A 12,148-nucleotide genomic window follows, 5' to 3' on the forward strand; every position below is an offset into this window, starting at 1 on the left:
ATCGCATTCCTGAAGTTTTTACAAAAGTAGATTTCGGAGGTTGTAATGTCTGACGAGCTATACGATTTGATCATCATCGGTGCCGGGCCGGGTGGCTATGTGGCCGCCATCCGCGCTGCCCAGCTGGGGATGAAGGTGGCGGTGGTGGAGCGGGGTGAGCGCCTGGGTGGGGTCTGCCTCAACGAGGGGTGTATTCCCAGCAAGGCGCTGCTTGATTCCAGCGAGCTCTTTGCCCTGGCCCGGGATAAATTCGCCCTGCACGGCATCGGCGTCGGCTCTCCCACACTGGATCTGGCGAAGATGATGGCCCGCAAGGACGATGTGGTGAAGAAGCTCACCGACGGTATCGCTTTCCTTTTCAAGAAGAACCTGATCACCCGGATGCGGGGGACGGCGAAGCTGGGCAAAGCGGAGAGCGGCGGACGGCAGGTGGTGGTATCGGGAGAAGATAGCCAAACCGTTACCGGCAAGAACATCCTCCTGGCCACCGGCAGCGAAGCGGTCCAGTTGCCCGGGCTTCCTTTCGATGGCGAGACGGTGGTCAGTGCCCGCGAAGCTCTATCCTTTCCCTCTGTGCCCGAGCACCTGCTGGTGGTGGGCGGAGGCTATATCGGCCTTGAGCTGGGGTCGGTCTGGCTGCGCCTGGAGAGCAGGGTGACGGTGGTGGAAATGCTGCCCAGCATCCTCCCCAACACGGACCGGCAGGTGGCCGATACCCTCTTGCGCTCCCTGAAAAAGCAGGGAATGACCTTCAAACTGGGGGCGAAGGTGACGGGGTTGCAGAAAAAGCAAGGCAAGGCTTCGGTGACCGTTTCAGCCGGTGAGGGGGCCGAGGAGGTTATCTGCGATCGCGTGCTGGTGGCCGTGGGAAGAAAGTCGCTGACGGCGGGGCTCGGCCTGGAAGAGGCTGGTATAGCCTTCGATGGCGGCAGGATCAGGGTTGACGAAAATTATGCCACGTCGGTCCCCGGCATCTATGCCATCGGCGACCTGATTCATGGTCCGCTTCTTGCCCATAAGGCGATGATGGAAGGGGAGGTTTTCGCCGAAAGGTTGGCTGGACAGGCCTCGGTGGTTGATTATGACTTCATACCCGGTATCATTTATACATGGCCGGAGGCGGCATCGGTGGGGAAAAGCGAGGAACAGCTGAAGACGGAAGGAGTCCCATACGCTGCCGGCCGATTCAATTTCATGGCCAACGGTCGGGCGAAATGCATGGAAGAGACGGAAGGTTTCGTCAAGGTGCTGGCCCACAAAGAGACAGGACGGGTGCTGGGGATGCACATCATCGGCCCCCGCGCCTCGGACATGATCGCCGAAGGGGTGACGGTGATGACCTACGGCGGGACGGCGGAAGACATCGCCCTTACCTTTCATGCCCACCCGACGCTGTCGGAGGCGGTTAAGGAAGCCGCGCTGGACGTGGAAAAAAGAGCCATCCACGCCTAGTTCGCGTTGAAAAACGCCCATCTGCGGCGTTGTCTTCGTCACTGCGCTGCTCACATACTGATGTATGCTGCGCTGCTCGTTCCTCGACGCCTTGCACCTGGGCATTTTTGAACGCGAATGATAGGGCGGTTGATAATTAAGAGGGGGTCGTAATGGGAAAGAATCTAGCCACCAAGATCCTGGAAGCCCATCTGGTGGAAGGGGAGCTGATACCGGGGAAAGAGATCGCCATCCGCATCGACCACACCCTCCTGCAGGATGCCACTGGGACCATGGCTATCCTGGAATTCATGGCCATGGGGGTGGACCGGGCCAAGGTGGAGCTGGCGGCCCAGTATATCGACCATAACCTGCTCCAGACCGACAACCGTAATGCCGACGACCATGTCTTTCTCATGACGGCGGCTCAGAAGTTCGGCATCCACCTCTCCAAACCTGGCAACGGCGTATCACACCAGGTGCACCTGGAGCGATTCGGCGTGCCGGGCAAGGTCATGCTCGGGGCCGACTCCCATACGCCGACCGCTGCTGGCCTCTCCATGCTCGCCATCGGCGCCGGGGGGATGGACGTGGCCATGGCCATGGCGGGTCATCCCTTCCACCTTTCCTGCCCAAAAATCATGGGGGTGAAGCTGATCGGCCAACTGCAGCCATGGGTTTCAGGCAAGGATGTGATCTTGGAAATGCTGCGCCGCCACACGGTCAAGGGAGGGGTGGGGAAGATCATTGAATACTACGGCCCGGGAGTGGAAACGCTTTCCGCCACTGACCGGGGAACCATCGGCAACATGGGAGCCGAGCTGGGCGCCACCACCTCCATCTTTCCCTCCGACCAGCGGACCAGGGAATTCCTGGAATCCCAGGGACGCGGAGAATGCTGGCAGCCTTTTACCGCCGATGCCGATGCCACCTATGATGAGTACGATGAGATCGACCTCTCCCAGGTGGTGCCCCTCATCGCCTGTCCTTCGGCTCCCGACAATGTGGTGCGGGTCAAAGATGTGGAAGGGATCAAGGTGGATCAGGTCATCGTCGGCAGCTCGGTCAATTCCTCCTTTCGCGACCTGATGACCGTCTGCCGAATCCTTGACGGCCGGCACGTGGCCCCGAACCTTTCCTTCAACATCAATCCGGGGAGCCGGCAGGTGTTGGAAAACGTCGCCGACCGGGGAGGGCTGATGGCGCTGCTCCTGGCGGGCGCCCAGGTCCATCAGCCCGGCTGTCTCGGCTGCATCGGCATGGGGCAGGCGCCGGGAACCAACCAGGTTTCCCTGCGCACCTTTCCCCGCAACTTTCCCGGGCGAAGCGGCACCAAGGACGACAAAGTCTACCTTTGTTCCCCCGAAACCGCTGGCGCGGCCGGTCTTTTCGGCGTCATCACCGATCCGCGCAAGCTCTCCGACCTGATGCCCTGGCCCAACGTGCAGAATCCGGAACGCTACCTGGTAGACGATTCCAGCGTCATTTATCCCCTTGAAGACACCAGCGGTGTAGAGATCGTCACCGGCCCGAACATCGTGCCGTTCCCCGATTTCGAGTCCTTGCCGGAGGAGCTGCAGGCGGAGGTCATCATCAAGGTGGAGGACAATATCTCCACCGACACCATAATGCCTGCGGGCAACAAGGTGCTTCCATTCCGCAGCAACATTCCCGCCATCAGTCAGTTCGTCTTCGGCCAGATCGATGACGGGTTTCCGGAGCGGGCCAAATCAAAGGGCAACGGCGTGGTGGTGGCGGGAGAAAATTACGGCCAGGGTTCTTCCCGGGAACATGCCGCCCTTGCCCCCCGCTATCTGGGCATCCGCGCCAAGCTGGCCAAGAGTTTCGCCCGCATCCATAAGGCCAATCTGATCAATTTCGGCATTCTCCCCCTGGTTTTCAAGAACCCGGCCGACTATGACCCGATCAAACAGGGCGACACCGTCTCCTTCAAAGGCCTGCGCCGGCTGGTGGCGGAGGGGGCGACGGAGATACCGGTCCGCATTGGCGAGCGGGAGGTCGTGACGCTGCTTCAGGTATCGGAGCGGGAACGCCAGGATTTGCTGGCCGGGGGTACGCTCAACCATGTGAAGGAGGCGGTGAAAGAGAGCCGCGGGGGCAACTGATGGACAAGCATCTCACCGAGATACTCCCTGCGGAGGACCTGCTCCATATGTACGAACAGACGGCCCTCTGCCGCGAGTTCGAGGAGTCGTGTGCCGAGCAGTACACCAAGGGTAACATCACCGGATTTCTCCACCTTTACAGTGGCCAGGAGGCGGTGGCGGTAGGCTCCACTAAGGCGCTGCAGCAGGATGACTACATTCTCTCTGCTTACCGTGAGCATGCCCAGGCCATTGTCCGTGGTGCCGAGCCGAAAAGGGTCATGGCGGAGCTCTTCGGCAAGGCAACCGGCCTCTGCAAGGGGAAGGGGGGCTCAATGCACCTCTTCAACCCCGAGCTCAAATTCATGGGAGGTTATGCCATCGTCGGCGGCCAGTTTCCCATCGCCGCAGGGCTGGCCTTTGCTACCAAATTCAAGCACGAGGGTCGGCTGGTCGCTTGCTTCTTTGGTGACGCGGCGGTGAATCAGGGGACCTTCCACGAGTCACTCAACTGGGCGCGGGTCTGGGAATTGCCAGTGCTCTTCATCTGCGAGAACAATTTCTACGGCATCGGCACCGAAGTGCACCGCTCATCGGCACTTCCTGACATTCATCGCCGCACCTGCGGCTACGATGTTCCGTCTGAACGGGTGGACGGCATGGATGCCATCGCCGTCTACCAGGCGGTACGACATGGCGCCGAGTGGGTCCGGGAGCAGAGCCGCCCCTATCTGTTGGAGGCCATGACCTACCGTTTCCGTGGGCACTCCATGGCCGATCCGGGCAAATACCGCAGCACCGCGGAGCTGGAGCTGTGGAAGAGCCGGGACCCCTTGGTCAATCTGGGGAAACGGTTGGTCGAAGCGGGGATCGCCGATCAGGCCAAGCTGGATGCCCTGCGCGCCCAGGCGGTGGCCGTGGTCCAGGAGGCGGTTAAATTTGCCGAAGAGTCGCCGTGGCCTGAGGATTCCGAAGTTTACGCGGATATTTTCATGTAAGGGCACCCCCTGTGGGTGGCCCGTATCAGATAAAGGGCCGTGGCCCGGAGGCCTGCCCCTATCGTATTTACAAGGAATGATTTATGGCCGAAATGACCTACCGAGACGCTATCAACCTGGCCCTGAAGGAGGAGATGCGCCGCGATCCACTTGTGGTGACCTGGGGGGAGGACGTGGCCCTCTACGAGGGCTCCTTCAAGGTTACCCGGGGCCTTCTGGCCGAGTTCGGCGAGGAGCGGGTCAGGGATACACCCATTTCGGAAAACACCATCATTGGCGTTGCCATCGGCGCGGCCATGGGGGGCCTCAGGCCGATCCCCGAGCTGATGACGGTCAACTTCGCCCTTTTGGCCATGGACCAGATCATCAACCATATGACCAAGATCCGCTACATGTTCGGCGGACAGGTGAAGCTGCCCTTGGTCATCCGTGCTCCCGGCGGCGGGGGCAGTCAACTGGCGGCCCAGCATTCCCAATCACTGGAGACTTTTTTCATGCACACTCCCGGCATGTACGTGGCGGTGCCTGCCACCCCCGCCGACGCCAAGGGATTGCTGAAAACGGCCATCAGGGATGATAACCCGGTGATGTTCCTGGAGCATGAGCTGCTGTACAACAGCAAGGGGGAGGTGCCCGACGACCCGGAGTACCTGATTCCCTTCGGCAGATGCGACGTGAAGCGCACCGGCAGCGACGTGACCATTGTCGCCTATTCGCGGATGACCATCCTGGCCCTGGCGGCGGCCGAGGAACTGGCAAAGGAGAAGATCGACTGCGAGGTGGTGGATCTCCGCACCCTGACCCCCTTGGACAGCGAGACGATCGTCGCTTCCATGCAGAAAACCGGGCGGGGAGTGGTGGTGGAGGAATGCTGGCGGACCTGCGGCCTGGGGGCCGAAATAGCTTCCCGCATCTACGAGGGCTGTTTTGATGTACTGCTGGCGCCGGTGCAACGGGTTTCAGGACTCGATGTGCCCATGCCGTACTCCCGCAAGCTGGAAAAACTCTGCATTCCACAGGTGGCGGACATTGTAGCGGCGGTGAAGGAAACCATGAGCGGCAAATATTGAGGACTAGATTTCCACGAGGTTTCAGATGCCTACTGACATAACCATGCCGAAACTCTCCGACACCATGACCGAAGGACGCCTCATCTCCTGGAAGAAATCGGTGGGGGATGGGGTGGAACGGGGAGACATCATTGCCGAGGTGGAGACGGACAAGGCGAACATGGAACTGGAATCCTTTAGCGCCGGTGTCCTCCTTGAGCAGCGGGTAAAACCAGGGGAGATGGTTCCGGTGGGGACGGTGATCGGCGTGGTGGGGCCGCCGGGGGAAAAGGTCGCAGCGCAGCCCGAGGTTGTGCCCGAACAGCCGGGGGCTGAAGTGATTCCGCCAGCGGTGGAGAAAGTCGAAGAACCGGCCGGTCGTGGAGCTACCGGTGCCGTGGCGGAGGAAGTCCCCGGACGAACCGCCGAGCTTCCGGAAAAGGAACCAATGCATGGCGGTGCGGGGGAAAAGGCCTCGCCGCGGGTGCGGCGCCTGGCCAGGGAGAAGGGCATCGATCTCTCCCGGATTACCGGCAGCGGCCCCGAGGGGAGGATTCTCGAGGAAGACCTGGCGCGGCCAAGCGGCGAAGGGGCGCCCAAAAGGGAGGCAAAACCGTCGGTGCCCCCGTCGTCGGCGCCCCTCAGCAGGATGCGGAGCGCCATTGCCCGCACGGTGAGCGATTCCTGGCGGGAGATTCCCCACTTTACCGTCACAGTTGCGGTGGAGATTGGCGAAGCGGAACGGGTCTATCGGGAGCTGAAGGAAGCCGGGACCGGGGTGACCTTGAATGACATGGTCGTCAAGGCTGTTGCCGTGGCCATTGGCAAATTCCCCCTTGTCAACGCCTCCTTCAGTCAATCCGGCATTCAGATGCATGACCAGGTCAACATCGGCATCGCCGTAAGCCTGGAGGACGGGCTGGTGGTGCCGGTCATCAAAGGCTGCCAGGATCTTTCGGTCCGAGAGATTGCCCGGCGGAGCCATGAGCTCATAGACCGAGCCCGCAGCAGCTCCATCAGCGAAGGGGACCTGGCGGGGGGGACCTTTTCCATATCGAACATGGGCATGCTGGGGGTGGAGCAGTTCTCCGCGGTCATCTACCCCCCCCAGGGCGCCATCCTGGCGGTGGCGGCCGCCTTGGACGAGGCGGTGGTCAAGGGGGGACAGGTGGTTGCCGCACGCATCATGCGCCTGACCCTGTCCGCCGATCATCGCCTTCTGGACGGCGCCTATGCCGCCCGCTTTCTGGCTGAACTGAAAAGGGTCCTGGAGAACCCGGTCGCCCTGCTCATCTGAATTTTCCCCTGCGAGGTCCAATGATCATCCAACATCTCGGTCTCATGGAATTCAATGAAGCCCAAGCCCTGCAGGAGCGCCTCGTTGGCCAGGTCTTCCGGGGGGAAGCGGAGGAGACCCTGCTGCTCCTGGAACATTCGCCCGTCTATACCATCGGCAGCGGCGGTGATGGGGCCAACGTCCTGGATAGCACCATCGCCGTCCAACGCATCAACCGGGGGGGGGACGTCACCTATCATGGGCCCGGACAGCTGGTGGGGTATCCGATTCTTGACCTTTCCCGGCGGGGGCGCGACCTGCAGCGCTACCTCCGGTTTCTGGAGCAGGTGCTGATCGACACCATCATGGAATTCAAGGTGGCGGCCTTCCCCGTTACCGGAAAAACCGGGGTCTGGACCGGCAGAGGAAAGGTTGCCGCCATCGGGGTGGGGGTCAGACGCTGGGTCACCATGCACGGCTTTGCCATCAATGTGGTCAATGATCTCTCTCCCTTCTCCAGGATCAATCCCTGCGGCATGGCCAACTGCCCGGTGACGTCCCTCAGGGCCGAGACCGGCAGTGCTCTTTCCATGGAACAGGTCCGCTCGTCTCTAGCTGCCCATTTTCAGGAGTTGCTCGGCAGGCGGCTGCCGCTTAGTCCGTGCTGACAGTAAATTTTTCAGGAGGTTGCATGGCTATCGAAGATCTCAAGTTACCCATGGAAAAGCTCAGGTGGGAATGCGACCCCGCCGACTTCGACTTTGAAACGACCGCCGATATCCCCGGACTGGAAGGGACGGTCGGGCAGGTGCGGGCGCTGAAATCCATTGAGTTTGGCCTGGGGATGCAGGAGGACGGCTTCAACATCTTTCTTGCCGGGGAACCGGGCACCGGGCGCAGCACCACCATCAACAATCTGCTCAGCAAGCGGGCCAAAAGCGAACCTCCTCCAAAGGATTGGTGTTACCTGCACAATTTCAAGTCCCAGGACAATCCCATCGCCATCTCCCTGCCGGCGGGAATGGGCTGCCGCCTCTCATGCGACATGGACGAATTTGTGGAAGGGGTGAAGGTCAATATTCCCAAGGCCCTGGAGAGCAAGGAGTACGAGACCAACAAGCTGGCGATCATGGAGGATTACCAGGAAAAGAACAGCGAATTGTTCGCGAACCTGGAAAAGGAGGCGGGGGAGAAAAGCTTTGCCCTGCAGCGGACCGTTTCCGGCCTGGTGATGGTGCCCCAGAAGGAGGGGCGCAGCTATACCCAGGAGGAATACGACGCCCTCTCCAAGGAGGAGCGGGACAATCTGGACGAGGTGGGCAAGGAGCTGTCGGAAAAGCTCAATGACGTGCTTCGACAGGTGCGGGAGAACGAGAAATCCACCAAGGACGAGCTGGCGAAGCTGGACCGGGAGCTGGGACTGTTCTCCGTGGGGCATCACCTCGACCCGCTGCGGGAAAAATACAAGGATTTTCCCAAGGTGCTCGAATACCTGGAGGCGGTCCAGGAAGATATTCTTCTCAACCTGGACGACTTCAAGCCGCAACCGCCGGCCCCCCAGCTTCCCGGCATCAAGCTCCCTCGCCAGGAACCCTCTTTCGAGCGGTACAAGGTCAACCTCTTCGTGGACAACAGCAATACCGAAGGGGCGCCGATCATCTTCGAGGCCAACCCCACCTACAACAACCTCTTCGGCCGCATCGAGCACGTCATGCAGATGGGAGGTGTGGCAACCACCAACTTCACCCTCATCAAGCCGGGGGCGCTGCACCGGGCCAACGGCGGCTATCTCATCTTCGACGCCCGTGAGCTCCTCATCAATCCCTTTGCCTGGGATGCCCTGAAACGCTGCATCAGAAACGGCGTCATCCGCATTGAGGACGTGCTGGAGCAGTACCGCTTCATGACGGTGGTATCCCTGAAGCCCGAGCCCATTCCCCTTCAGGCGAAGATCATCATGATCGGCTCTCCATGGATTTACTACCTCCTCTATTACCTGGAGCCGGATTACCGCAAGTTTTTCAAGGTAAAGGCCGATTTCGACAGCCGGGTCAATCGGACCCCGGAGATCATGCGGGATTACGCCCTGTTTGTCTCCATCCATTGCAGGGAGGAGAAGCTCCTTCCCTTCGACCGCACCGGGGTTGCCGCCCTCCTGGACTACTCGGCGCGCCTGGTGGAGGACCAGGAAAAGCTTTCTGCCCAGTTCATGGAGATCTCCGACATGATCCGCGAGGCGGATTACTGGGCGCAGAAGGAGAACAGCCCAGTGGTGACCCGCGAGTACGTGAAGCGCGCCATCGCCGAGAAGCTTTACCGGAGCAACCGCATTGAAGAGCGGATGCAGGAAATGATCACCGACGGCATCATCCTGGTGGACACGGGGGGGAGTGAGGTGGGGCAGATCAACGGGCTGTCGGTGATTACCCTGGGAGACTTCGCCTTCGGCAGGCCTTCACGGGTCACGGCGCGGATCTACATGGGGCGGGCCGGCATGGTCAACATTGAGCGAGAGGTGAAGCTGTCCGGCCCCATCCACGACAAGGGGGTGCTCATCCTCACCGGCTACCTCGGGGGGAAATATGCCCACGACAAACCCATCTCCTTTTCGGCTTCCCTCTGCTTCGAGCAATCCTACGAAGGGGTAGAGGGGGACAGTGCTTCGTCTACGGAGCTTTATGCACTGCTCTCGGCCCTTTCCGGGGTGCCGCTCCGCCAGGGTATCGCCGTAACCGGCAGCGTCAACCAGTTGGGAAAGGTGCAGCCCATCGGCGGCGTCAACTTCAAGATCGAAGGGTTCTATGCCGTCTGCAAGGCCAAGGGACTGACGGGGGACCAGGGGGTGATTATCCCCAAGAGCAACGAACGCCATCTGATGCTGAACGACGAGGTGGTCGATGCGGTCAAGGAAGGGAAGTTCCACATCTGGAGCGTGGAGACCATCGACCAGGGAATCGAGCTCCTCACGGGCCTTCCCGCCGGGGAGCTCCGGGCAGACGGCACCTATCCGGAAGGGACGATCAATTTCCTCGTGGACAAGCGGCTACGGGAGATGCAGGAGCGGATGAAGAAGCTGTCGGCAACAGGGGACAAGGAGGAAAAAGGGGGGAACGGTAAGAACGATAAATGACTTGGGCAGCGTGAGGGCTCATATTCCGGAGCTTCGCTGTTCCAGCCGCAAAACCAGGGAAGAGAGCTCGAACCAGATACGGACAAGGGCCATGGCTGTCAACCGGCCCGGTGCATGATCGGAAAGCCGGTCGAGCAGTCGGTCGTAGAAGTGAAGAATGGAGAGGGTGCCCTCCCCTGCGGCATATCCCCTCTTGTGATTGCGCCAGATATCCAGTGCCAAGGCAAGTTGCCATGCGTTATCCCGCACATACCTGCCGGTATCGAGCCAAAGCTTCAGGCGCTCCCGCCATGGCAGGTCGGCAATACGGCTCCGTAACAGCTGGAAGAAGGGGAGAAGTTGCAGTTCTCCGGCCCGGTCCTGGGTGGCATAGATACAGGGAATTTCCAGGAGGAAATCCTCCCTATCGATGGCCAGCAGGTTAAGAACGACGGCGTTCAGGGTTTGGCGCCTCATGAATCCTTCCGTTTCGAAGCGGCGGGCCGAGGTCTGGACGATGGCGGGAAGGAGAATCCACTCCCCCTGTTCGGTTACGGCCTCGGCAAATCTCGTATCCTCCAGAAACGGCAGCGGCTCCTCAAAGGGGCCGATCCGGCGAAAGAAGGCGCGGCGCAGGAGAAAGCACTGATCGCCGTGGATACAGTGACGGCGGGAAAGCCTGGCCTTGGATTCCAGGTAATGGTAGCCGAAGGAAGGCTTCTGGCCGTTGCGCAGGAAGTGAAGGGCGAAGTGACCTGCCACCCGGTCGTCGCCCCGTGCGGCAATGGTTTTATCCAAAGACTGCATCCCTTGTTTGAGGGCATCGCCTGCAGCAAAACTTGAATCGGCATGGAGAAAGAGAATGGTATCGCCGCAGCTGGCGGCGGCGCCGGCATTGAGCTGGCGGCCGCGCCCCTTGTCGCAGTGAATCACGGAAACGGGGAAGGGTGCATCTTCCCCCAGCGACCAGGTTTGCGTCACTGTTGCATCGGTGGAGCCGCCATCGCAGACGATCAGCTCGAATGCCACCCCTTCCTGCGCCTTCAGGGTGCGAAACAGCCCTTCAATCACCCCAGCCTCGTTGTAGACCGGCACGATTACTGACAGTTCAGGTTTTTTTGCGGGGAACGTCATGGTGCTCCGGGACTAGTGCTGGACGAGTTTGTCGGCCCGCGACACCAGGTCGGGAAGGTCCGGTTTGGTCAGGATGTCGCTTGCGCCGATGCTCTTCCACTTGTTCTTGTTGTCTTCCGAGGCCAGCGAGGAGAATATCACCACCGGCAGTTCCTCGAAGCCGTTCTCTTTCCTGATGAGCGAGGTCAGGTGCAGGCCATCCATTTTCGGCATTTCGATATCGGTAATGAGCAGGTCGACCTCGCTTCTCAGGTCCCTGTTGGCGCTTCGGCTTCTGGCCAGCCTTTCGTTGAGCATCTGCCACGCTTCCTCGCCGTTTTCAGCCTCATCCACATTATAGCCCGCACTGCGCAACGATGCGCAGATGGTCTGGCGGATGAATGCGGAATCGTCGGCAACGAGGATTCTCTTTGACGACCGGTCGAAAGCGGGTGGTTGTTCCAGCTGTTTATGTCCAAGTTCCGTCAGGGCATCGGCGGCGCAGAGCTCGCCGACGATTTTTTCGAAGTCCAGGAGCAGAATGATGCGGTTATCCATCTTGACCACCCCGGTTATCCTGGAATCGCTGGCATGTTTCACCGGAGGCTCGACCGCTTCCCAGGAAATGCGGTAGATACGCGATACCGAGTGGACCAGGACGCCGACGATGAGCCGGTTGAATTCCAGGACGATGACCTTGTCCGTGGCGATGCCGTCGGTATTTTTATTGAGGACCATGGCCAGGTCGATGAGGGTGATGACCTTGTCCCGCAGTTTGATCATACCCTTGATGCACGGGTTGGGATTGATGGTGGTCCTGATTTCCGGGACCCTGATGATCTCCCGGACCTTGGCCACGTTGACCCCGAAATAGCAGGGTATTACCGCTCCGTTGCCGTCGATCTCATCAACCCTAAATTCGACAATTTCCAGTTCATTGGTGTCGCTTTGCAGCAGGATACTGTTGTGGCTGTTGTCCATGGGGCTCTCGCTTTGCACAGCGCCGCAAAAACTTTCGGCAGCCTGTAGGTTTTTTTTACTGCCCATTTAAAACCCTATCGGCAGCT

9 protein-coding genes are annotated in these 12,148 nt (G+C 60.2%); 7 read left to right on the forward strand and 2 right to left on the reverse strand.

What is annotated here, in order from left to right; genetic code table 11:
• Nucleotides 1–45 precede the first annotated feature (45 nt).
• From lpdA to ML541_RS12185, 7 genes are all read left to right on the forward strand, one after another.
• On the forward strand, nucleotides 46–1,452 hold the full coding sequence (gene lpdA / locus ML541_RS12155) for a dihydrolipoyl dehydrogenase (RefSeq protein ID WP_243373227.1): 1,407 nt from the start codon (nucleotides 46–48) through the stop codon (nucleotides 1,450–1,452).
• Between the two features lie 152 nt (nucleotides 1,453–1,604).
• Complete coding sequence (locus tag ML541_RS12160) at nucleotides 1,605–3,557, forward strand: aconitate hydratase (protein WP_243373228.1); 1,953 nt, start codon at nucleotides 1,605–1,607, stop codon at nucleotides 3,555–3,557.
• Complete coding sequence (gene pdhA, locus ML541_RS12165; RefSeq protein ID WP_243373229.1) at nucleotides 3,557–4,534, forward strand: pyruvate dehydrogenase (acetyl-transferring) E1 component subunit alpha; 978 nt, start codon at nucleotides 3,557–3,559, stop codon at nucleotides 4,532–4,534. The genes ML541_RS12160 and pdhA overlap by 1 nt, the downstream gene beginning before the upstream one ends.
• Nucleotides 4,535–4,617: 83 nt before the next feature.
• Nucleotides 4,618–5,604 carry an alpha-ketoacid dehydrogenase subunit beta gene (locus ML541_RS12170; RefSeq protein WP_243373230.1) on the forward strand — a complete coding sequence of 329 codons (987 nt, stop codon included), beginning with the start codon at nucleotides 4,618–4,620 and terminating at the stop codon, nucleotides 5,602–5,604.
• Nucleotides 5,605–5,629: 25 nt separating this feature from the next.
• Nucleotides 5,630–6,880, forward strand: a complete 1,251-nt coding sequence (locus ML541_RS12175) for a dihydrolipoamide acetyltransferase family protein (RefSeq protein WP_243373231.1) — start codon at nucleotides 5,630–5,632, stop codon at nucleotides 6,878–6,880.
• 20 nt (nucleotides 6,881–6,900) lie between these two features.
• Entirely contained in the window at nucleotides 6,901–7,527 is a 627-nt protein-coding gene (gene lipB / locus ML541_RS12180) for a lipoyl(octanoyl) transferase LipB (protein WP_243373232.1), read from the forward strand.
• A 23-nt stretch (nucleotides 7,528–7,550) separates the two neighbouring features.
• Nucleotides 7,551–9,989, forward strand: coding sequence for an ATP-binding protein (locus ML541_RS12185; protein ID WP_243373234.1), 2,439 nt, complete (start codon nucleotides 7,551–7,553; stop codon nucleotides 9,987–9,989).
• Nucleotides 9,990–10,007: 18 nt separating this feature from the next.
• Here the strand turns inward: ML541_RS12185 and ML541_RS12190 are convergent, their stop codons facing one another.
• Both ML541_RS12190 and ML541_RS12195 read right to left on the reverse strand, forming a co-directional pair.
• Nucleotides 10,008–11,102: a TIGR04283 family arsenosugar biosynthesis glycosyltransferase gene (locus ML541_RS12190; protein WP_243373236.1), complete on the reverse strand. Its 1,095-nt coding sequence runs from the start codon at nucleotides 11,100–11,102 to the stop codon at nucleotides 10,008–10,010.
• A gap of 12 nt (nucleotides 11,103–11,114) precedes the next feature.
• Nucleotides 11,115–12,062, reverse strand: a complete 948-nt coding sequence (locus ML541_RS12195; RefSeq protein ID WP_243373237.1) for a chemotaxis protein — start codon at nucleotides 12,060–12,062, stop codon at nucleotides 11,115–11,117.
• Nucleotides 12,063–12,148: the final 86 nt, after the last annotated feature.

It is taken from the genome of Geotalea sp. SG265, from assembly GCF_022808985.1.
In the GTDB taxonomy this organism is placed as follows: domain Bacteria; phylum Desulfobacterota; class Desulfuromonadia; order Geobacterales; family Geobacteraceae; genus Geotalea.

Coding starts and splice junctions, on each gene's coding strand:
- lpdA (WP_243373227.1), top strand. CDS start 46: ATGTCTGACGAGCTATACGATTTGATCATCATCGGTGCCGGGCCGGGT.
- ML541_RS12160 (WP_243373228.1), top strand. CDS start 1,605: ATGGGAAAGAATCTAGCCACCAAGATCCTGGAAGCCCATCTGGTGGAA.
- pdhA (WP_243373229.1), top strand. CDS start 3,557: ATGGACAAGCATCTCACCGAGATACTCCCTGCGGAGGACCTGCTCCAT.
- ML541_RS12170 (WP_243373230.1), top strand. CDS start 4,618: ATGGCCGAAATGACCTACCGAGACGCTATCAACCTGGCCCTGAAGGAG.
- ML541_RS12175 (WP_243373231.1), top strand. CDS start 5,630: ATGCCTACTGACATAACCATGCCGAAACTCTCCGACACCATGACCGAA.
- lipB (WP_243373232.1), top strand. CDS start 6,901: ATGATCATCCAACATCTCGGTCTCATGGAATTCAATGAAGCCCAAGCC.
- ML541_RS12185 (WP_243373234.1), top strand. CDS start 7,551: ATGGCTATCGAAGATCTCAAGTTACCCATGGAAAAGCTCAGGTGGGAA.
- ML541_RS12190 (WP_243373236.1), bottom strand. CDS start 11,102: ATGACGTTCCCCGCAAAAAAACCTGAACTGTCAGTAATCGTGCCGGTC.
- ML541_RS12195 (WP_243373237.1), bottom strand. CDS start 12,062: ATGGACAACAGCCACAACAGTATCCTGCTGCAAAGCGACACCAATGAA.